The organism is Paenibacillus sp. JT22N12, assembly GCF_056269365.1.
On sequence record NZ_JBWDNU010000010.1, the window covers coordinates 208,428 to 229,691 of the forward strand.

Sequence of the window (21,264 nt, forward strand, 5' to 3'; positions counted from 1 at the left end):
ATAAAAGCGGTCCTTGTCTCATAAAGTGTATAAGCTTTATGGGACAGGGGGTTATGGAAGAATGCGAGGAAAGCGCAAGACCGGCCCACTGGCATTCAAGCTGGTGCTGGGCGGCTTGATCATTATCGTGGCATGGATGACCTGGATCAACAGCGCCCGGATGTTCTCGCCAAGCGAAGAGAGCAAAGCGCTTGCTGCGGTGGAGCAGTTCTATAAATATGAGCAGGTAGGCGACTTCGGGAGCGCTTGGGAGCTGTTCCATCCTTTCATGCAGCAGCGCTTTGCCAAATCGGAGTACATCCAGAAACGGGCGCATATCATTTTGCAGGATTTTGGCGTGAAAACCTTTGAGTTTCATACCGGCACTCCGACGCATATAACAGACTGGAGAATGAGCGAGGATGCGGAGCCAATTGCCGAGGTATACGAGATTGACGTTACCGAGGTTTTTCACAGTCCCTATGGCAATTTCCAAATCGTTCAGCCGACTTATGCCGCCTATCATTCGGGGCAATGGACCTTGTTGTGGTCGTATCGGAAGGATATGGACACAAATAATTCACATTAGCTATTGACTTGATACTTAATGTATCATAAATTATGGGGGAGGGCTTTGTTTTTGGCAATTGGAAAGAGGGAACGCCAGCGATCCAAATTGCCGGAAAGAGAGCCCATATTTTTAACTTCCTAGATACATAATGTATCGTAATCATAAGAACGCCATCCCCCCGAACAGGAAGGTGAAAAGGATGATAACAGTTAATAAACCGGCTGCCCGGAATAGGCAGCATATGCGGATGCGGATTCGTGAAGGGATTCAGGTAAGCGTATTCATTGCTGGCGTACAGGGAAACAAGCTCGAATCAAGAGGCATCCCGGTGATGTTGAAGGATATCAGCCCTACAGGTCTGCGTTTTCAAACGCATCTTCGCTTTCCAGTCAGCGGGGACTACACGATCCGTTTCAATATCAAGCTGAATGAATGGGAGTTTAATATATATGGAAATGTAGTATGGAGAGGACGGGAAGAGAATCAGTACATGTATGGTTCTTTCTTTCAGCCTGATCCCAAAATGCGCCGCGCGCTGATTCGTGCGATTTCCTGGAAATTGAACGACCACAATCCCCATGGAAGCCGGATATATGAAATGTATACCCGCTTGAGCGAGGATAAGGAGCAGCTGGGCTTAATGGTAGATCTTAAAAGCTAGACTGAAGGGAACGGGAAGCCATATGGCTTTTCGTTCCCCTTTTGGGCTCGATTTGGACAGGCATGATTCTCTCTTTTTGAAAACGCATACACGACAATATCCGTCAGAGTAAACGCTGCTAATATTGACAAAAAGAAGAATTTGTCATAATCTGAACTAAAAATTAGATACGTTATGTAACATAGAAATGATTTTTGCTACATAAAGTATAATATAGGGGTCTGAAAAGGAGATGGATTTATGCAAACAAGGAACACATTTTGTTGTGTAAGCTGTGAGGTTATGTACTCGTGCGAAGAAGCACATATGATCTTTCGGACAGGATTCTTTCGGAATGTGCATCCATTGGGCTGCTGTAAAGCCTGTTATAAGGAAGAAGAGAGTTCAAACGCAGCAGCACTTGTGGAAATCCCCCATTGTATTCATGGAGAAGAGGTTGCCTCTATCCTGCATATCCCCGTTCACGCGCATGTACCGGAGTTTCAAAAGCCGGTCGGCTCGCCGGAAGTTCCTTTTTCCTGGGCGGTCTCCTTATAATTTCAATGCAGCTTTCATGCCTTTTCCTGGGCGCGGGCAACCGCTGACGGGGAAGGCATTTATTTTTTTCCTTTAATCTTAACTTCCAATCGTTTCCTTCGTTCAGTATAATGAGATGGATGTGAAGCATCTTCAGCTCGTGCTTCATGTGAACAGGAGGAAAAAGATGGTAAACCCAACACCGAACGATCCCGTCGTTCAACTCAAGAATGTAACCAAGATCATTGGACGCAGAACCATAATCGATCATGTGACGCTTGATCTGCCTCCGGCGGAGGTCTTTGGCTTTCTGGGGCCCAACGGCTCCGGTAAAACAACAACCATCCGCATGATGGTTGGACTCATGGCGATGACGGACGGCGATGTGATCATTCGCGGTCATAGCGTTCGGACCGATTTCGAGAAGGCCATCCGCCATGTCGGCGCCATTGTAGAGAACCCGGAGATGTATAAATATTTGACAGGTTACCAGAACCTGCTGCATTATTCACGCATGGTTCCCGGTATTACCCGGCAGCGCATCGATGAGGTTGTAGAATTGGTCGGCCTTACAGCCCGTATTAACGATAAGGTGAAAACCTACTCTCTTGGGATGCGCCAGCGTCTGGGCGTTGCCCAGGCGATTATGCATAAGCCGTCCCTGCTGATTCTGGACGAGCCTACTAACGGTCTGGATCCTGCGGGTATCCGCGAGCTTCGCGATTATTTGCGCAAGCTGGCCAAAGATGAGGGCATTACGGTATTCGTCTCCAGTCATCTGCTCAGCGAGATGGAATTGATGTGCGACCGTGTCGCCATTATTCAAGCGGGCAAGCTGATCGATGTACGAAGCATCCGCCAAGGGGTGCCGCTGGCCAGCGACTTGAATCGAGTATTGTTCGACGTGGACCGCCCCGATGAGGCGGTCAAACTGCTTGCGGATAACGGTGCGATGCTTGAACAGGGTGCCGTGCTTGTAAATGCCGACAGGGAATCCATTGCCCGGATCAATGCCGCTTTGGTATCGGCGGGGCATAATGTGTACGGAATTCGTGTCCTGAACAAGTCGCTGGAAGAGCAATTCCTCGAAATGACAGGAGGCGAAAGCGTTGTTTAACTTCTTACAGCTGGTCAGCAACGAGAATATGAAAATTTACCGCCGGACGCGGACATGGATCATGTTCGGCATCATTGCGGTCGTGCTGATTGCCATATCGGTGATCGCAAAATTCGTTGGCGACGGTGATCCCGGCAACTGGTCGATGACTCTGATTGAATCCGATGTGCTTTTCATGTTCGTTACACTGTTCACGGTCGTTGTTTCTGCGGATAGCGTCGCGGGGGAATTTACGAGCGGTACGATCAAGCTGCTGCTGATCCGTCCCTGGAGCCGTTCCAAAATTTTGCTCTCCAAGTATATCAGCCTGCTGCTGTTCGGTTTGTTTATGGCGGTTTTCCTGTTCGTGCTGTCGCTAGTGTTGAATCTTCTGTTATTCGGCAACGACACCTCGCAGTCCTCTGAGGCGCTTTTCGGGATCAACAGGGATATTTCACCGTTTGCTTACATGCTGTTGTATTATGTGGCCAAATTTGGATCACTGATCATTACCGTCACATTGTCGTTTATGATTTCCACCGTATTTCGCAGCGGGGGCCTTGCGATCGGCCTTTCCTTGTTCGTGCTTCTCGGAGGCGCTTCGATCAGTGCGCTGCTGGGTATGCTGGATTATAAATGGGTCGATTATATTTTGTTCCAGCATATGAATCTGACGCAGTATATCAACAGCGGACCCAACGCCGAGGGTATGTCGCTGGGCTTCTCGCTGGGCGTTCTGGCCATCTACTATATCGTGTTTATGGCGCTCACCTGGCTGACATTCAACAAAAGAGATGTAGCTGCATAAACAGGCCTCCTATAGCCGATCTATTGAGGCAAAAACATTAATAAGAAGCCCCGCTGTCCGTCTTGCCGGAAGCGGGGCTTCTTGCCGCCTGCAGGAGAGGTCAGCCGGCTTGACGGGACTTCTCCTTGGCTTGTTCTTTGATGGCCGCGGCCGCATCAGCTTCAGCTGAACGGAGCGCCTGGTTCGGTGTTGACCGTTCCTTTTCCGGCTCCATGCGGCAGGTTCCGCTGAAGATGCCGCCGTCCTGGATAAGGAGCGCATAGGCTTGGATGCTTCCCTGCACCGAACCGGAAGAGGTGATGGTCAGCCGGCCTCCTGCTGTGACATCTCCTATCACCTTGCCGGCTACAACAACATCCTTTGCCGAGATATTCGATCTGGCTACGCCGCATTCCCCGATAATGATGTCGGCCTTGCACTCGATGTCACCCCGGTATTCGCCTTCGATGCGAATGCTGGCCTCGCTGGCCAAGGTTCCTTCGATCAAGGTTCCTTGTCCGATCAGGGTATCGGTAGCGGTCGTCTTTTTGTTTTCCTTAAACATGGTCGGTCCATCCTCCCTCACCCCATGCAGCTGATTTGAACGTTTGCCTGGGGTTTCGTCTAGTATGGCGTCGATTCATGATGCTTTCTAGAACGTTCCTATAGCTTATTTATTCCCGGAAGCATGAAAACATGCCTGTAAAGAACGTATACAGCCAGCGGCGTAAGCTAAAGCTATATCTGCCAAGAGCAGAAAATCAGGGGGAAAGTTATGATTTGGGTTGTAGTTGCACTTCTTATTTTCATTTTCCAGATTGCGACTATTCTGATCGTGGAATTTCGCCGGCCTTCCAAAACAATAGCCTGGCTGCTCATATTATTTATTTTGCCTATCATCGGGTTTGTTATGTATTATTTTGTAGCCAAAGAATATCAGCGGCGGCGGACCGTGCGCAAGAGAGGCGTTATTGCGGAGGAAATAAGACTGCAGGCATTAATGCGCTGCCAAATCGTACATCGTCCCGGGGATATGCAGAATAAGGAGTTCATGCATCAGGAGCGACTGTTCCGATTGCTGCAGAGCATGAGCTTGTCCCCGATTACAAGCTGTAATGAAACGCAGGTTCTGACGAATGCGGATGCTGCTTATGAAGCGATTATGGCAACCATCGAGCAGGCCAGTCACCATATACATGTGGAATTTTATACGATTCGCGATGATGGCATTGGCCGGCGCCTGAAGGAAATTCTGATCCGCAAGGCGAGGCAGGGCGTAGAGGTAAGGATCATCTATGACGGCGTGGGGAGTCTTGAGCTCGGGGGGCGGTATTTGCAGGAGCTTGAGCAGGCGGGGGTAGAGACCCGCTGTTTTCTCACACCGCGGCTGGCGTTCTTCGAGAAACGGATGAATTACCGCAATCACCGCAAAATTGTAGTGGTCGACGGGCTTACGGGTTTCTTCGGCGGGATCAATATCGGGGACGAATATTTGGGCGGCAATCTGAAGCTCGGATTTTGGCGCGATACGCATATGCAGATCAGAGGCGATGCCGTATATTTTCTTCAGGATGTATTCATGCGGGATTGGTGGTTCACTTCAAGGCAGCGTCTGGCTGATTCCGCTTATTTGCCGGAGCATAACTGCAAGGGGACGGAGCAGGTGCAGATCGTCTCCAGCGGTCCGGACAGCAGTGAAGACGCTATTCTGGAATGTGTCTTTGCCGCCGTATCGGTAGCGAAGACGCGGATTTACATTACGACCCCCTATTTCATACCGGATCACAGCGTGCTGATGGGACTGCGGACGGCGGCGCTCAGCGGTGTCGACGTGCGAATCATCATTCCGGGTGTCAGTGATTCCAAGCTGGTTCTCTTCGCTTCCCTCTCGTATGTGTCCGAGATGCTGGCGGCCGGAGTACGGATTTACCGCTACAAGAAAGGCTTCATTCATGCCAAAGTGCTGATTGTAGACGACTTTATGGCTTCTGTCGGATCGGCCAATATGGACATGCGCAGCTTCTTCAGCAATTTTGAATTGAATGGCCTGCTGTTTGACGAGAAAATCATTAAACGTCTGGAATCGGATTATATGACGGATATGAAAGACAGCGAAGAGATCCATCTCTCAAACTTCCAGCAGCGCTCCATGTGGCGCAAGGGCAGTGAGGTGGTAGCCCGTATGTTATCCCCGCTGTTATAAGAAAAGGCCGTCCGATCAAGCCCCGCGGGGTTGAGCATAACGGCTTTTGCAAAGAAACGTTGTGCTCAGACACTTTCCAGCGAAGGGCGGTCCAGACGAACAATATGGCTGATCGGATGTTCTTCTCCACGAATCAGATTCAGCAGCAGATTCGCGGCAATCATGCTGTAGACCGTTCCGTTGCCGCCATAGCCAAGACAATAATAAACCCCGGGCCATTTGGGATCCTCGCCGATAAAGGGCAGATTGTCTCTTGATTCGCCAAAAACAGCCGTCCAGTCATATTCCAGTCTGCCTGTAAACAACGGAAAATGCTCCTTGATCCGATCGTACAGTTTGTCCGTGCGCTTGCGGCGTTCGCTCTCGCTGTTGAGCGGTTTTGGGTTATCCTCGTCTTGGCCTCCGGCGATAACTCTTCCGTCGGCGGTTGTTCGCATATAGAAATAAGGGCGGGCTGTTTCCCAGATCAAGATATTATCCTTCCAGGCCGAGAGGTCGGGCTGAGGCTCCGTTGCCAGAGCGTAGGTGCGGTTAACATCTGCTTTGACAAGCTGGCCGCGCAGTTCCTCGGGCTCATAGCCGACCGCATAGATAACATGCTCCGCCTCCAGTACAATGCCGGTTGAGGTTGTCAGACGCTGAATGCCTTCCCCGACAGTGGCATGATCCACAATATCGGTATGTTCATGAATAGATGCCCCCGCGGCTGCGGCAGCGTCGGCCAGGGCGTGAACGAACCCGCAAGGGTTGATTTCGGCATCGCCACGGGTGATGATCGCAGCGGGTTTATGGAATGGGTAACGGGTGCTGATTTCCTCGCCCGTCCAGAATTCCACATCGAAGCCGCTGCCTTGCAGCGCCTCAAATTCCTTGCGCAGCTTGGGAACATCCTGCTCGGTGCTGGCATAATAGAGACTGCTGCGGGGAATAAAGCCCACTTCCTTTCCAAGCTTGGCGGCGATTTCTCCGATATGTACAACAGCATCGCGGCAAGCCTTGTAGAACAATACGGCATCCTGCCGGCCGATCTGCCCGATGAGCTCCGAAAGCATCACATCATTGCAGAACTGCAGTATGCCGGTATTGGCTGCCGTGCTGCCCCCGGCAATCTCTCCCCGCTCCACGATGCAGACGTCAATTCCGCTTTGGGCTAGGAGATAGCCGCAAATACTGCCAGACATACCGCCTCCAACAATCGCGACTGAGGTGCGTTTGTTAGCCGTCAGAGACGGATAGCGGCGAATATCGTTCATCGTTTCAAGCCAATAAAGCCGGCCATTGTACAAGTCTTTCATCCACATTCCTCCTGAGGTCTATTATGTCCAAATTCGGGTTCATGTATCATAGATTGAGCACGGTGAGAAGCGGATGTCCGCAGCAAAAAAGGAGGGGAATCCCCTCCTCCTGAAGAAACTTGCTGCGCCGCCAAAAGGACAGCGGCAGCCGTTTCTTCTTGACTATTCCTGTATGGGATCGGGGACGAGGCCCTCTTCTTCAAGCTGGCTGTTCGTCTTCATCCCCTTCATGTCATTGCCCAGACGCTTCATATCCTGCTCATCCTGAACCATCGACCCGTTATGGGCATTCTCGATCGGTTCCGATTTGCGGCCCGCCTGACCGGCGGAAAGGGGTGAGTCAGGGCTGGCTCCGGTCTTGGGCAGCTCCGTTTGGTCCGGTTGATGTTCCATTTGGTTTCGCTCCCTCTTCTTCTTTTTTCATGGATTGAAACACATTAGCCGTTGATTCGGCGGCATTCGCCACTTTATCGGCAGTGGTTTTGCCAAGCTCATTCACACGCATGGTCACATCAGTTGCCTTATCCTTCGCCTGGTCTGCCAGGGCGGCTGCCCGGTCACGCGCAGCTTCTGCCAGACTGACTGCAGTGTCGCGGGTAGCTCCGGCAATATTGACTGCATGATCCCGGGCAGCGCCCGAAATCTCGGATGACTTGCGGCGGATTGTCTCACGCATATCTTTACCTGTTTTAGGCGTTAATAACACAGCAGCTGCGGCACCAACGGCACCGCCGATGAGTATGCCCTTGACCAAACTTCCACCCGTTTGTTTCGTAACCGTGTTTTCCATTTGAAGTCAACTCCTTCGTTTTACATAAATTAATAGATGTGAGTAACACCCATTATCTTCTTGTCTACTTATAAACCACGGATTGATGTTTGAAACGATTGCCCTGATGATGAATAATTTTCCAAAAATAAGGGAACGTATCTATAGACAGCATGTGCTTCATTGTATCCAACCGTCTGAACGTTCTTATAGATCATGAAAAACAGCCGCAAAAAAGGATGGTGCGAGATTGAATGTCAGATAAACCGAATACGGAACAGATGGCTATTCAGGGTTTGGGCGAACCGCTGGAGGTAACCATACGGGGGGACCGGGCAGAGGATATTTACAGCGGACATGTCGTTGTCGTATCCATGGACGGCAAAATCATGGCGCATGCCGGGGATCCGGATATATGGACCTTTATCCGCTCCACCGCCAAGCCTATACAGGCGATTCCTTCCGTACGGGCGGGTGTCATGGAGAAATTCGGCTTTGACACAAGAGCGCTTGCTCTGATGACGTCGTCCCATCGCGGTTCTCCCGAACATATAGCCGTCCTGGAACAAATGCTGAAGCTTACCGGGATCAAGGAAGCTGATCTGGTATTTGACGAAGCCAAACCCGCAGATCCCCGAATCCGAGATGAATGGGCGAGGAAGGGCGGCCTGCCCCGGAAGCTGTATCATGTATGCGCCGGCAAGCATATCGGCCTGCTTGCCTTGTGCAAGCTGCGGGGCTGGCCAATGGAAACCTATACGGATCCGGAGCATCCGCTGCAGCAGGAGCTGCTGCAGACCATTGCAGCGATGGCCGATCTGCCGGCTGCAGAGATCGGACGCGCAGTTGACGGCTGCGGCCTGCCCGTCTTCGCTATGCCTCTATGGCGCCTTGCACTTATGTATACACGGCTCGCTGCCCTGTCCCCGGACGGGGCGGACGATGAAACCAAATCAGCGGCGGACCGGATTACGATTGCCATGAATGCCTGGCCCGACCTGGTTGAAGGAGAGGGGCGGCTTGCCAGCATTATGCTCGCCGACGGGACGGTTATTGCCAAAAGCGGTGCCCAGGGCTTATTCGTATTCGGCATGCGCCAGCAAGGAATCGCGGTAGCACTGAAGCTGGCGGATGGAGGGGAGGCCTCGCAGCCTGGAATCATCTGTTCTGTTTTGGAGAAGCTCCATGTGGGAGCGGATTTGTCGGAGCGGATAAACCAGCATTTTTCGGCAGATTTGTATAATGACGCAGGTCAGTTGATTGGACACCGGGAGTCAAGTCTGCGCCTGAAGTTTCATTAAAGGGATCCGGGAAGATGCATAAAGCGATGATTCCGCAGCAGGATTTGCCCGGTCTATTCGGGGCAGTGTGGATATTCTTGCCAAGTTTCATGCCCGAAAGGATTGGTTTATAAGCATGATAGGAAGACGGGATAACAAATTCCACTTTGAATAGAAAGGGTGAGTGTCAATGTTAGGATGGGCAGTTCTTTGCTTCATTATCGCTGTTGTCGCAGGTATACTTGGATTCTTTACACTGGCAGCAGCTGCTGCGAGTATCGCTAAAGTCCTTTTCATCGTATTTCTGATTTTGTTTGTTGTATCGCTTATTTTCGGAAGAAGAAGAGCTTAACCGTATAATACTTGTCATTTTTGAAAAAGGAGGAATGAACGATGGAGATTCAAGTGACTAACGTTCATACAGTCGACAATATCCAGCAGGCGAGGGAACAATTGGAGCGCTACAAAACGCGTGGTTACGACAAGGATCATCTCTACGTGCTGACTCATGACAAGGAGCGGAACAAACGGATTGCGGCATCTACCGATGCGGACGAGATCGGCGTTGCAGAGGAAGGGCTGGATACAGCCTTTGCCAATATTTTTCGCTCGCGCGGAGCGGAGCTTCGGGCCAAGCTGCGGTCTATGGGAATCAGCAAAGAAGAAGCGGAACGGCTGGAAGAGGAGATGGACAACGACCGGATTGTGGTTATCGCATGGGGCGGCAACCAGTACGACGATAATGATTACGATCCCAATATCGTTTATTTTCCGCCGCTCTTGATCTGACTTCAAGCTTCATAGCTTTTGAGATATACAAATTGCAGTAGACCGTTCGCAAGGAGAACGGTCTACTTTTTCATACATAATAAGAACACGGGGGGAAGCGACGGCATGCTGCAAAGCCGGTTTTTTCGATTTTGTTTGGGTACGATTGCGCTGCTGATCATCATTTATTTGATCGCGGTGGACAGCTTTATTTTCATACCCTTGATTAAAATGGTCAATATTCTGATAGTCCCTTTCATGCTTGCCGGCTTCTTCTATTATATACTCCGGCCAATCGTTCATTATTTGGCGGATCGGCGGATGAGTAAAATCCTGGCGATTTTGCTTGTTTACTTGGGGTTGACAGTGGTTCTGGTCCTGGTATGGCTGGTCGTTTGGCCGACGCTCGTGCTTCAGATCAACACTTTCATCGAGAGTACGCCCAGGCTCATCGAGGGGCTGAAGGAGCAGATCTCCCGGTGGCAGCAGAACCGCATCGTCTTGCTGGTCAGCTCGAACAGCCAGACCGACATGTCGACCCGGATTTCGGATTATCTGAACGAAGCGATTACGACGGCGTCCAACTATGTGACCGACATCATCGCGTTTATTACCAATTTCGTTGTTGTCGTTGCGACCGCTCCGATTATTTTGTATTACATGCTCAAGGAGAGCGAAGCGATACCCCGATCGGTTCTTCATCTGGTGCCGGGACGGTACAGCCGCGACGGAAGAGAAGTGCTTGACGAAATAGATGCCGCACTAAGCGGATTCATCGTGGGACGGATGATTATAACCTTCCTGCTGGGCATTATGATGTATATCGGCTTTCTGCTCATCGGGCTGCCCTATTCCCTGCTGATCGCGATCATCGCCACCATTCTCAATATCATCCCCTACATCGGACCGATACTCGGGCTTGTCCCCTGCGTGATGGTTGCGCTAACCGATTCGCCGATGATGGTCGTCTGGGTGCTGATTGTCGTTCTGATCGCGCAGCAGGTCGAAGGGAATCTCCTGTCTCCGCATATTTACGGAAGAAGGCTGGATATGCATCCGTTAACGACCATTGTGATCCTGCTCGTGGCGGTGGAAATATCAGGCATACTTGGCGCCATTCTCGCTATCCCGCTGTATATGGTGGTGAAAATCATTGTGGTGCGCGTCTACCGGCTGTTTTTTGCGGAAAAAGTCGAGGAGCTGGTAGAGTAGCAGAGGGAATAATTTACCCGATTCCCGGCTTGTTCCCCTCAGTCGTCTCTCCTTGCTGGAAATAAACTCCGGCTCTGTTAACTCCGCTGCTTCCACAATGAAAGTCAAATCCGACTCCGGATATCGGAGGTAGTTCCTGATCAAGAACCGGTCCGCTCCTTGAATCCTGATTATTGTCCGGGCAGCCCTAAATCCGGCGCATCTCCTCGCGGTATGCGCTGGGCGAGAGCCCGTAGAAGCGGCGGAACTGCTTGGAGAAATAAAGCGGGTCCTGAAGGCCGACGGAAGCGGCGATCTGCTGGGTCGTCAGCTCCTGCCGCTCTCGCAGCAGCTGGCGCGCTTTATCCAGCCGAAGCTTGAGCAGGAACGTAACGGGGGTCATGCCGGTATGCTGTTTGAATACGCGTGACAGATAAGCCCGATTATACCCCATCGTCTCGGCCATCCGCTGGATCGAGACCGGCTCGGCGTATTGTGCGGATAAATAACGGATCAGCTGCTGGGTAATCGATTCGCTCTCATGAGCGGAGCCTGCCTGCCGGTCGTGGAGCAGATCTGCGGCAGTGCTGAATTCCGCGAATAACAGATGCAGGTAGCCGATAGAACGCAAATGAGCCGCACCCCCGCCCTGGCGGAAGGTCCGGTCCATGCTGTGGAACAGTACGCCAATGCGCTTGTTTGCCCCCGTATCGATAACCGGCCGGGCAATGGTCAGCCCTGCCGACTCCGCAAGCTCCGCCGCCTGCCCGCCATTAAAGGCAATCCACCGGTACCGCCATGGATCCTGCTCGCTTGCCTCATAGCTGATGAGCTGCTCCGGGGGAATGAGGAAGGTTTGTCCCTGCCTGATTTCAAATATGCCGCCTGCGCAATGAAAGGTACCCGACCCTGACAATACATGATGCATAAGATAAAAGCTGTACACCTTCGGCCCGATGCGGTGAGCGGACTTGGTCTGGCTTTCCCCGGCAAACAGCACATACAATTCACTTTGCTCGCTTGGCACCGGATTGGAGACAACGGTGTAACTCACTTGTCGCGCCATTTATGGCAACCTCCCGATTGTAGCAGATATAATTAAGCTAAAAATGCGAATATCTTCAGCGGTGTTTCTTCCAACCGATAATTGCGGTGATGATTAATTCGACGGTCCTTACCGAAAATCCCCCAAAGACAAGTAAAATATTCGTTAACGCACCAATTTCCGAAGGGATTGGCGGCAGCAGAGGGAATATAGATGGGGGAGAATAAATATAGAAGGCGATAGGCGATTCGAGTGACAAAGGCAGGGTTCGTCAAGCCCGGCGCCGATACCGCCGGAATACATACCGTGTTTGGCAATTCCGCAACAAAGTCACATTTCTCCATGCTTACTTCACATCAAGCCATTTTGTTCAACGGCACATTCCGTTATACTGTTCCTATACAAATCCTAAAAACAAACATGCAAAGGAAAGTGGTGTGATAATGGCTGACCTTCAAGAGCTGACACAACGATTTCTGGAATTATACAAGGAATCGGCTGAGAGCATTCACATTTTTCATGCGCCGGGACGGGTTAACCTGATTGGCGAGCATACCGACTATAATGGAGGCTACGTGTTTCCGGCGGCGCTGACCTTCGGCACAACGCTGCTGATCCGCAAGCGCAGCGACAAGCTGCTCGGCCTTGCGACAACGAATTTTCCCGACCACAAGCATCTGCCGATCGAGCCGATTGTCTATGACGAGGCGGACGACTGGATGAATTATCCCAAGGGGATCGTCCATGAGCTGCAGCAGCAGGGCAGGACGTTCGAGACAGGCTTTGACCTGCTGTTCCATGGTGAAATCCCGAACGGTGCAGGCTTGTCCTCATCAGCCTCGATCGAAGTCGTGACGGCGTTTGCGCTGTTGACTATGGGAGGCTACCCGGTCGATACGGTGAAAATCGCCCTTCTGGCGCAAAAATCCGAAAATGAATTCAATGGTGTCCAATGCGGAATTATGGATCAGTTCGCCGTCGCCAACGGGAAGAAGGATCATGCGATCCTGCTGATGTGCGACACCCTTGAATATGATCTGGTTCCTTTCGATTCCGGAAGCTACCGGCTCGTTATCGGCAACACGAACAAACGCCGGGGACTGGTCGATTCCAAATATAATGAGCGCCGCAGCCAGTGCGAGCAGGCGGTGCAGGACTTACGGACCGCTTTTCCGGAACTTACGCTTCTCGGCCAAATTTCGCTTGAGGATTTCAACCGCACCAAGCATCTGATTGAGGACGACACGGTACGGCGCAGGGCCCAGCATGTCGTGGAGGAGATCGACCGCGTTATCAGCTCCATTACCGTTCTGAAGAATAATGACCTTGCAGCATTCGGTCAGCTGATGAATCAATCGCATGATTCGCTTCGCGATCTGTATGAAGTGACAGGCGAAGAACTGGACGCCATGGTGGCTGCCGCGCGCACTGTTCCTGGCGTTCTTGGCTCGCGGATGACTGGCGCTGGCTTCGGAGGCTGCACCGTCTCCCTGGTGCACGAGGACAGCATCGAGCGGTTCAAGGCGGAGGTTAGCCGCCAATATACGGCTGCGACCGGGCTGGAAGCGGACTTCTATGTGTGCAAAATCGGCAATGGCGTGGAGCAGTTGAGCTGATCCCCCATGGCCTTCCCATAGCAAAAGGCATGTTTGCGAAGAAGCGCAGTCCAGCTCCTTCGTCACAAAATTTTTTAGAGGAGGGCACATCATGGCAGTTTTAGTTACAGGAGGAGCGGGTTACATCGGCTCCCATGCGGTGGCGGCACTGCAGGAACGCGGCGAGGAAATTGTAATTGTGGACAATCTGCAGCAGGGACATAAGGAGTCTTTGCTCGGCGGCAAGCTGTACGCAGGCGACCTGCGCGATGCGGATTTTATGGATACGGTATTCAAGGAAAATCAGATCGATGCAGTCATTCATTTTGCGGCCAATTCTCTTGTCGGCGAAAGCATGAAGGACCCGGGCAAATACTATCATAATAATGTCTACGGCACCTTGTGTCTGCTGGAGAAGATGAATCAATACGGCGTCAGGAAAATTGTCTTCTCGTCGACAGCAGCCACTTACGGGGAGCCCGAGAACGTACCGATTGACGAGCATGACCGTACGCTTCCCACCAATGCATACGGCGAGACGAAGCTTGCGATGGAGAAAATGATGAAATGGTTCGATATCGCCCATGGGCTCAAATTCGTCTCGCTCCGTTATTTCAACGCGGCCGGCGCGCATGCCAGCGGCAAAATCGGCGAGGATCATGATCCCGAGACGCATTTGATTCCTGTTGTGCTCCAGGTTGCGCTGGGCCAGCGTCCTCATATCTCTGTTTTTGGCGAAGACTATGCAACAGAAGACGGCACCTGCGTACGGGATTACATCCATGTCAGCGATCTTGCGGACGCCCACGTATTGGCAGTGGAGAAGCTTCGCAAGGGTGGAGACAGCGCAGTATACAACCTGGGCAATGGCACGGGCTTCTCTGTCAAACAGGTGATCGATATTGCCAGGCAGGTGACCGGCAAGGAAATACCGGCCGTAGTGGAAGCGCGTCGTGCGGGCGACCCCGCTGTGCTTGTCGCTTCGTCCGACCGCGCACGCAGGGAGCTTGGCTGGAATCCGACCCGCAATAAGCTTGAAGATATTATCGGCAGCGCGTGGGCCTGGCACAAGGCCAATCCGCATGGCTATCAGGATTAAGAAGAAATGGGAATGGAGCCCGCCTTCGACGGGCGTGCTTTATTTCCAACTATAAGCATGCCAACGTTTTTTTCTATATTTTGCTTACCGATTCGGAAGAAAGTAATCTGCAAGCGCCGGATTACGGCGGGTGCCGTTTCTTCTTACACTGGAAAATACCGAGATTAAAGGAGCATTATCAATGACAGAATATGATCAAACGCCGGATGGCGGCGAAGCGCTTCTCCTTATTGAACGATTGGTGCAGTTTGCCCGGCAGCGCGGTCTTATTGAGCCTCTGGATGTTTATTATTCACGCAATGCCCTGCTTGAATTGTTTGGCTTCTCCGAAGCCTATGAAGGAGAGGTGCCTGAAGAACAGCTGGAGAGTGCGCTCGAGCTGCTGGAGCCGCTGCTCAGCTACGGGGCTTCAATTGGCCTGATTGCGGATAACACGACCACATTCCGCGATCTTCTTGATGCGCGAATTATGGGACTGCTGATGTCGAGACCGGCGGAGACCGCTGGCCGTTTCGGCCGGCAGGCGGAAAGCGAGGGCATCTTCAAGGCTACCGATACGTTCTATCAGTTGAATATCGATTCCAATTACATCCGGATGGACCGCATTCGCAAAAATCAATACTGGAAGCAGACTACGGAATATGGCGAGCTCGAGATCACGGTCAACCTCTCCAAGCCCGAGAAGGATCCGAAGGAAATTGCTATGCTCAAGGCCATAGCGCCAAGCAAATATCCGAAGTGCCTGCTTTGCGCGGAGAATATCGGCTATGCCGGGCGCGCCGACCATCCCGCACGGCAGAATCTGCGGGTTATCCCGCTTGAGCTCACGGGAGAAGAATGGTATTTTCAATATTCCCCATATGTCTATTACAATGAGCACAGCATCGTTTTCAACAGCAAGCATGTACCGATGCGGATAACGCGTGAAACCTTCGCAAGGCTGCTGGATTTTGTTGACTCGTTTCCCCATTACTTCATTGGCTCCAATGCCGACCTGCCGATCGTCGGAGGATCCATTTTGAACCATGATCATTTTCAGGCGGGCAGGCATGTATTCCCTATGGAGACAGCGAAGGTGGAGACCGAGTTTGCGGACCCTTCGGCTGAGGGGCTGAGCTTCGGGATTGTGAATTGGCCGATGTCGGTGCTGCGCATTCATGGCGGCAGCAAGAAGGATGTTCTTCAGGCCGCCGGCCGAGTATTGGATGCGTGGAAAATGTACAGCGATCCGGACGCGGATGTGCTGGCTTTCTCGGACATCAACGGAGAGAAGATTCCGCACAACACGATTACCCCGATTGCGCGATTGCGTGATAATGGCCAGTATGAGCTGGATCTGGTACTGCGCAACAACAGAACGAGCGAGGCGTATCCCGACGGGATTTTCCACCCGCATCAGGAATTGCATCATATCAAGAAAGAAAACATTGGCTTGATTGAGGTTATGGGGCTCGCCATCCTTCCAGGCCGGCTCAAATCCGAGCTGGAAGAAATAACAGGCCTGCTCACTGGCAGTGTTTCATACGATAAAGCTGCAGTCGAAACAGGCTCGCTCGACAAGCACAGCCATTGGGTCGATGCGCTGATCGCTGAGCATGGCACCAGCTTGACCCATGATCAGGCAGTGAGCCTCCTGCACGATGAGGTTGGACGCAAATTCAAGGATGTGCTGATTGACGCGGGCGTGTTTAAACGGACGGATCATGGGCAGCGCGCATTCGCTGCATTTTTGCTGTCGCTTGGATTGACCGCCCGGTAAAACGGCCTCCTGCAGGTAAGAAAATTCGAAAGTAACCCGCAAGCCCCCTAAACTGAGGCTTGCGGGTTATTCTTCGTTATATGAGACATCCGGAAACCGATGATATTTATCAGGTTCGAGAATAAAAAAATATATGGTATTTTTTTATAATTTTTAAAGGAAAATTAATATTTATGGCGAAAATATATTTAGTTGCACATCTATCTGAACAAGGGGGAAATTTTTTATGCCTTTATCCATAATGCCATTGGATGACTTTTTAGCTTTGACGACAGACGAGCAAGTAGAGAAATTAAAGCAGTGGAAGCTGGATTATAACTTGAAGGATATCAGAGATGCCTGGGGCTTCAAGCATTCCGCTCAATATTACATGCTTCTCAAGAAGCTGCGGATTTATGAGCGCGTGGTTAACAAATCAGACAAATTTTCACCGGAGCAGATGCTGAACTCGCGTACCCCGTCTGACATGTACGCCCCTCCCGTCTATACGGTGATCGATAGAACCGCGCCGGCGGATCAGTTCGGGTATGAGCTGAATGTGACCTTGAGCGGTCCTGAGCTTGCCGACAAGCTGGAGAGGCTGGCTCATTTTCTGAAGGGCGAGAACAAGGAAATTACGGTCAGCTTATCGATAAAAGCAGCATCAAGAGCCGATAATGATTCCCGGCATCCGGACGAGGAAACGCTCGACAGAGGGGAATAAAGATAAAAAATAAACCGAAGCCAGGTAGGGGCTTTGGTTTATTTTTTGGAAAACTATGTCGACAATTGTAATTTTATGGTTCTATTTTGCGTTATTTACCCCGCAGCCTGCCAAGTTCCGAGACAAGGGCCTCGACTTCGCTGATGCTGAACTTGTCTTTGCTGGCAACTACATCATAAATGTCCTTGATATCCTCATAGTAGTCTATTTTGAAATGGGATGCCTGCATAGCGGCTCCGGACGCCATCCGCAGCTTCGTTTTTACCGTTTCTATCATATACTCAACATTTTCTTGCGTCGGTTCGTTCAAGTTTCTCATTGCTACTCTCCTCCCGGAAGACCATAATGGCTGTACGTATTGTATCATGAGATCAGAATGACCGCTACAGGGCGTTTGATGCATCGCCCGGATTTAGGTACAATTAGAGAACCGGTATCTGCCGCGGTATTCGACAAGCTTGGCGGCAGATCATAATCAGGAAAAACCGGGTAAAGCAAGGAAAGGTAAGGTGTGGCTTTCGTGGTCAAGCGTGCCAAATTACGTAAGACTTTCAATGAGGAACAGCCGCACAGGGACAAGGTCGACATTCGGGGAGCAGCCGAGTTTTTTGCGGACATCGCAAAGCGGCATCCCGTTCGCAGCCAGATGGTTTTTGTCTGTATTGGAACAGACCGCTCAACAGGCGACTCCTTTGGTCCATGGGTGGGCACGATGCTGAGCGAACAAGGCTGGCCTTTTGTCATTGGAACACTGGAAAATCCCTGCGACGCCAATCACTACGAGGCGGCTGTAGCGGATATTCCCAGCCATCGGACGGTTGTCGCAATCGATGCGTGTCTAGGGACAATGGATCCGCGATGCCATTATTTGATCGCCCGCGGTCCTCTGCTGCCCGGCAGGGCAGCCGGAAGAAGCCTGCCTCCCATTGGGGATTACAGCCTGGGCTGCATTGTGGCGCCGATGAGTATAAAACCGTATTCGAGCCTTCAGCAGGCCTCGCTTTTCGAGGTTATGGGAATGGCCCGCGCTGTCGCGGAAGCCATCCATGCCGCCTGGAGCGGGGAATCGGCGGGTACTGCAGTTTTGACAGATTATGTCTGAGTTTTTCAGATGAAGATAAATCATTCAACTATATAACGGAGAGGATGGATTACCATGGCGTCTTTGTCATTAGCAAATCATTCCGCTGACCTGCCGGGAGACGTGAAGCTGGGCTATTACGATACAGGAGAAGCGGGGAATCTCCTGCCTGCGGATACAGCTATCGTATTGCTGCACGGATTTTGCGGCAGCTCGGCCTACTGGGAGCCTATCATTCCGAAGCTTGCGGGACTTGGGCGGATTATCGCGCCTGATCTTCGGGGCCACGGAAAAAGCCCGGCTCCGGTCGGGGACATCTACCTGATGGACGACTTCGCCGGGGATCTGCACTCGCTCCTGGAACAACTGGAGGTCAAGCGGATCTGCCTGTTCGGACACTCTCTGGGCGGTTATATATCCTTGGCTTTTGCGGAGCGGCACGCCGAGATGCTTCAATCCTTCAGCCTGGTTCATTCTACCGCCATGGCGGATGGAGAAGCTGCAAGGCAAAACCGTGACAAGGCAGTGCAAACCATTCAGACTGAGGGCATCAGAGCGTTTGCTGAGGGACTCGTCCCCAAACTGTTTGCGCCGAAGCATCGTGAATCCATGGCCGACCGTATTTTGCAGATGATTGAAGTGGGCGCTGCGACTTCCGCTGCAGGCGCTGCGGCTGCGGCAAGAGGGATGAAGGTGCGTGAAGACAAACGCGAATTGCTGGATCAGATGACGATCCCCTGTTTGCTGATCGCAGGCTCCGAAGACGGCGTCATTCCGACTGAAAATACTTTTACGGCTGAAGGGCCGAGTGTCTCCCAGGTTCTGCTGAGCAATTCCGGTCATATGGGAATGATCGAAGAGCCGAATATGATGGGAGACCGCATCTCCGCTTTTATCCGCTTTGTATCTACGCTGTAAGCCTTAATATAGAGGAGAGTGGCCAGCCATGTTTCAAAGGGATTTTTTTATGCGGATGATTGAACAAATGACGGATGTCGCCAGGCAGGTGATGGGTCTGCGCAGAGAAGGCAAGCCGGAGGAAGCGCTGCTGATCATCGACGATATGCTCGACAAGCAGTTTCGGCTCAACGGCAGGCTGATCCGATCCTTATCGGATTCGGATCTGCTCCGCATCATGACGACCAACGGGGTTGTAGAGACGGCGAACCTGCATGCTATTGCTCTATTGATGAAGGAAGAAGCGGATATATACGACGAACAGGGGCTTCCGGAGAAGAGCTATCCCGTAAGGCTTAAAGCGCTGCAGCTCTTTATGCGCCTGTCGCTGCTGGACTCGCCTCCGATGCCGCGGACGCCTTCTGAAGAAGCGTTGGAGCTTCTTCCCAAGCTTGACGCCTACGAATTGCCGGAGGAAACGAAAGCGCTGATATATGAGTGGCATGATGCGGACAAACGATATGATCAGGCGGAGAACATGATGTATGAGCTGCTGGAGGATGGCGCTTTGTCTGCGGAGGAAGCTTTGTCTTTCTATCAAAGACTGCTGCTGCTTCCGGATGAGCTGCTGGAGGCAGGCGGATTGCCGCGTGACGAGGTACAGGATGGACAAAGATCGGTCATGAATCGAGAAGTTGGTTTAGGAGCTGAATAGAAAGTCATGGATAATTGGCAGGAAGATCTGGTCAAATGGGTAGAAAACGGAGAGCTGCTACAGGCTTCATACAGCCAGCTGCGCCGCAAGGACGGGACTGCCCCGCAGAAGACGACAGTGCGTCCCATTGAACTGAAAGGCGCGCTTTTTTATCAGTTTGAATATCACTTTCCTTCCAAGGTCACGCATGATAATGTGCCCCGGGAGGAAGCTGCGAAGCGGATGGGCGAGTGGCTGGAGCAGCATTACCGCCAGGCGCTGTTCAAGACCGCCGGAGCCGATGTTCAAGTGCTGTTCAACAAGAAGGGGAAAGCGGCGAAGCTGGTCAAGCCCCCGACGGCCAAGGCCGGTCAGGAACGGATGGACCATAACCGGACCAAGCAGCGGGTTGTCCGGGAGGGAGATGCCGCGCCTTTCCTCGTGGAGCTGGGCATCATGACCCGGGATGGGCAGGTTATTCCGAAGAAGCAGGACAAGTTCCGTCAAATCAACCGGTTTTTGGAGATGGTGAGCGATGTTTTGCCGTCTTTGCCCGCGGATAGGGAGATCAAAATCGTTGATTTTGGCTGCGGCAAATCCTATTTGACGTTCGCCCTCTACCACTTGCTGGCGATCCGGCAGCAGCGCCGGATTTCGGTGGTGGGGCTCGATTTGAAGGAGGATGTAATCGCCTTCTGCTCCGGGCTTGCGCACAAGCTCGGGTATGACCGGCTGCATTTTCAGGTTGGCGATATCGCGGAGTATAACGACCAGACGGCGGTTGATATGGTGGTTACCCTGCATGCCTGCGATACGGCTACCGATGCGGCGCTTGTCAAGGCCGTGGAATGGGGAGCCTCGGTTATTCTCAGCGTCCCATGCTGCCAGCATGAGCTGTTCAAACAGGTGAAGAATGATGCCCTGGCCCCCTTGTTGTCCCATGGCTTGCTGAAGGAACGGTTCACAGCACTTGCCACAGATGCCGTTCGTGCCCAGCTTTTGGAGGTTCTGGGATACAAGGTGCAGATGCTGGAATTCATTGATCCGGAGCATACGCCCAAAAACATGTTAATTCGTGCCGCTGCAGGTCCCAAATCGGATTCTGCGAAGAAGTGGCGCGAATATGAAACATTCCGGGACATGCTCCAGCTGTCACCCTACCTGGAGAGGGCGCTATTGCCCCGGATTCATAAGGAGCTGGAGACATAAATAGACTCTCATCGTACTGGGGCACTAATTTATTGTCGTATAAATGTAGATTATGGTAGAATGGGA

At 51.9% G+C, this 21,264-nt stretch carries 23 protein-coding genes; 17 read left to right on the top strand and 6 right to left on the bottom strand.

What is annotated here, in order from left to right; translation table 11 throughout:
* Window positions 1-61: 61 nt before the first annotated feature.
* The 4 genes from AC0YOA_RS28650 to AC0YOA_RS28665 all read left to right on the top strand — a co-directional run bounded on the left by AC0YOA_RS28650 (window position 62) and on the right by AC0YOA_RS28665 (window position 3,631).
* Window positions 62-568, top strand: a complete 507-nt coding sequence (locus AC0YOA_RS28650) for a hypothetical protein (RefSeq protein ID WP_475789529.1) — start codon at window positions 62-64, stop codon at window positions 566-568.
* A 181-nt stretch (window positions 569-749) separates the two neighbouring features.
* The gene (locus AC0YOA_RS28655) at window positions 750-1,211 is read left to right on the top strand and encodes a PilZ domain-containing protein (RefSeq protein ID WP_210038281.1); all 462 of its coding nucleotides are present in this window, start codon (window positions 750-752) and stop codon (window positions 1,209-1,211) included.
* 703 nt (window positions 1,212-1,914) lie between these two features.
* On the top strand, window positions 1,915-2,844 hold the full coding sequence (locus AC0YOA_RS28660) for an ABC transporter ATP-binding protein (protein WP_475789530.1): 930 nt from the start codon (window positions 1,915-1,917) through the stop codon (window positions 2,842-2,844).
* Entirely contained in the window at window positions 2,837-3,631 is a 795-nt protein-coding gene (locus AC0YOA_RS28665; RefSeq protein ID WP_475789531.1) for an ABC transporter permease, read from the top strand. Before AC0YOA_RS28660 ends, AC0YOA_RS28665 begins: the two co-directional genes overlap by 8 nt.
* Before the next feature lie 100 nt (window positions 3,632-3,731).
* Here AC0YOA_RS28665 and AC0YOA_RS28670 read toward each other — a convergent pair whose 3' ends face one another.
* Window positions 3,732-4,175, bottom strand: coding sequence for a bactofilin family protein (locus AC0YOA_RS28670; RefSeq protein WP_475789532.1), 444 nt, complete (start codon window positions 4,173-4,175; stop codon window positions 3,732-3,734).
* 210 nt (window positions 4,176-4,385) lie between these two features.
* Here AC0YOA_RS28670 and cls point away from each other — a divergent pair, with 210 nt between their 5' ends.
* On the top strand, window positions 4,386-5,813 hold the full coding sequence (gene cls, locus AC0YOA_RS28675) for a cardiolipin synthase (protein WP_475789533.1): 1,428 nt from the start codon (window positions 4,386-4,388) through the stop codon (window positions 5,811-5,813).
* Between the two features lie 65 nt (window positions 5,814-5,878).
* Here cls and AC0YOA_RS28680 read toward each other — a convergent pair whose 3' ends face one another.
* The 3 genes from AC0YOA_RS28680 to AC0YOA_RS28690 all read right to left on the bottom strand — a co-directional run bounded on the left by AC0YOA_RS28680 (window position 5,879) and on the right by AC0YOA_RS28690 (window position 7,898).
* Window positions 5,879-7,108, bottom strand: a complete 1,230-nt coding sequence (locus AC0YOA_RS28680; protein WP_475789534.1) for an NAD(P)/FAD-dependent oxidoreductase — start codon at window positions 7,106-7,108, stop codon at window positions 5,879-5,881.
* A 162-nt stretch (window positions 7,109-7,270) separates the two neighbouring features.
* Window positions 7,271-7,501 (bottom strand): hypothetical protein, encoded by a 231-nt coding sequence (locus AC0YOA_RS28685; protein WP_475768586.1) that lies wholly within the window; start codon window positions 7,499-7,501, stop codon window positions 7,271-7,273.
* On the bottom strand, window positions 7,449-7,898 hold the full coding sequence (locus tag AC0YOA_RS28690; RefSeq protein WP_475789535.1) for a YtxH domain-containing protein: 450 nt from the start codon (window positions 7,896-7,898) through the stop codon (window positions 7,449-7,451). The genes AC0YOA_RS28685 and AC0YOA_RS28690 overlap by 53 nt, the downstream gene beginning before the upstream one ends.
* A gap of 233 nt (window positions 7,899-8,131) precedes the next feature.
* On the opposite strand from AC0YOA_RS28690, the gene AC0YOA_RS28695 reads away from it, so the two are divergent.
* The 4 genes from AC0YOA_RS28695 to AC0YOA_RS28710 all read left to right on the top strand — a co-directional run bounded on the left by AC0YOA_RS28695 (window position 8,132) and on the right by AC0YOA_RS28710 (window position 11,137).
* Entirely contained in the window at window positions 8,132-9,178 is a 1,047-nt protein-coding gene (locus AC0YOA_RS28695; RefSeq protein ID WP_475789536.1) for an asparaginase, read from the top strand.
* Between the two features lie 169 nt (window positions 9,179-9,347).
* Window positions 9,348-9,509 carry a DUF1328 domain-containing protein gene (locus AC0YOA_RS28700; protein ID WP_210038290.1) on the top strand — a complete coding sequence of 54 codons (162 nt, stop codon included), beginning with the start codon at window positions 9,348-9,350 and terminating at the stop codon, window positions 9,507-9,509.
* A 41-nt stretch (window positions 9,510-9,550) separates the two neighbouring features.
* Window positions 9,551-9,946: a YflT domain-containing protein gene (locus AC0YOA_RS28705; RefSeq protein ID WP_210038291.1), complete on the top strand. Its 396-nt coding sequence runs from the start codon at window positions 9,551-9,553 to the stop codon at window positions 9,944-9,946.
* Window positions 9,947-10,051: 105 nt separating this feature from the next.
* Window positions 10,052-11,137, top strand: a complete 1,086-nt coding sequence (locus tag AC0YOA_RS28710; RefSeq protein WP_475789537.1) for an AI-2E family transporter — start codon at window positions 10,052-10,054, stop codon at window positions 11,135-11,137.
* 187 nt (window positions 11,138-11,324) lie between these two features.
* Here the strand turns inward: AC0YOA_RS28710 and AC0YOA_RS28715 are convergent, their stop codons facing one another.
* Window positions 11,325-12,182: an AraC family transcriptional regulator gene (locus AC0YOA_RS28715; protein WP_475789538.1), complete on the bottom strand. Its 858-nt coding sequence runs from the start codon at window positions 12,180-12,182 to the stop codon at window positions 11,325-11,327.
* 422 nt (window positions 12,183-12,604) lie between these two features.
* Here AC0YOA_RS28715 and AC0YOA_RS28720 point away from each other — a divergent pair, with 422 nt between their 5' ends.
* The 4 genes from AC0YOA_RS28720 (at window position 12,605) to AC0YOA_RS28735 (ending at window position 17,317) form a co-directional block, all read left to right on the top strand.
* Window positions 12,605-13,777, top strand: a complete 1,173-nt coding sequence (locus AC0YOA_RS28720) for a galactokinase (RefSeq protein ID WP_475789539.1) — start codon at window positions 12,605-12,607, stop codon at window positions 13,775-13,777.
* A 91-nt stretch (window positions 13,778-13,868) separates the two neighbouring features.
* Complete coding sequence (gene galE, locus AC0YOA_RS28725) at window positions 13,869-14,855, top strand: UDP-glucose 4-epimerase GalE (RefSeq protein ID WP_475789540.1); 987 nt, start codon at window positions 13,869-13,871, stop codon at window positions 14,853-14,855.
* A 181-nt stretch (window positions 14,856-15,036) separates the two neighbouring features.
* The gene (locus AC0YOA_RS28730; RefSeq protein ID WP_475789541.1) at window positions 15,037-16,614 is read left to right on the top strand and encodes a UDP-glucose--hexose-1-phosphate uridylyltransferase; all 1,578 of its coding nucleotides are present in this window, start codon (window positions 15,037-15,039) and stop codon (window positions 16,612-16,614) included.
* Window positions 16,615-16,840: 226 nt separating this feature from the next.
* Complete coding sequence (locus tag AC0YOA_RS28735) at window positions 16,841-17,317, top strand: hypothetical protein (protein ID WP_210038297.1); 477 nt, start codon at window positions 16,841-16,843, stop codon at window positions 17,315-17,317.
* Between the two features lie 91 nt (window positions 17,318-17,408).
* On the opposite strand, the gene AC0YOA_RS28740 is transcribed toward AC0YOA_RS28735, so the two are convergent.
* Window positions 17,409-17,636 carry a DUF1128 domain-containing protein gene (locus AC0YOA_RS28740; RefSeq protein WP_475789542.1) on the bottom strand — a complete coding sequence of 76 codons (228 nt, stop codon included), beginning with the start codon at window positions 17,634-17,636 and terminating at the stop codon, window positions 17,409-17,411.
* Window positions 17,637-17,828: 192 nt separating this feature from the next.
* On the opposite strand from AC0YOA_RS28740, the gene yyaC reads away from it, so the two are divergent.
* The 4 genes from yyaC to AC0YOA_RS28760 are packed head-to-tail and all read left to right on the top strand — an operon-like array spanning window position 17,829 to window position 21,198.
* Window positions 17,829-18,419: a spore protease YyaC gene (yyaC, locus tag AC0YOA_RS28745; protein ID WP_475789543.1), complete on the top strand. Its 591-nt coding sequence runs from the start codon at window positions 17,829-17,831 to the stop codon at window positions 18,417-18,419.
* Window positions 18,420-18,473: 54 nt separating this feature from the next.
* Window positions 18,474-19,316, top strand: a complete 843-nt coding sequence (locus AC0YOA_RS28750) for an alpha/beta fold hydrolase (protein ID WP_475789544.1) — start codon at window positions 18,474-18,476, stop codon at window positions 19,314-19,316.
* Window positions 19,317-19,344: 28 nt separating this feature from the next.
* Window positions 19,345-20,010 carry a DUF6483 family protein gene (locus AC0YOA_RS28755; RefSeq protein ID WP_475789545.1) on the top strand — a complete coding sequence of 222 codons (666 nt, stop codon included), beginning with the start codon at window positions 19,345-19,347 and terminating at the stop codon, window positions 20,008-20,010.
* Between the two features lie 6 nt (window positions 20,011-20,016).
* Window positions 20,017-21,198, top strand: coding sequence for a class I SAM-dependent methyltransferase (locus tag AC0YOA_RS28760; RefSeq protein WP_475789546.1), 1,182 nt, complete (start codon window positions 20,017-20,019; stop codon window positions 21,196-21,198).
* Window positions 21,199-21,264: the final 66 nt, after the last annotated feature.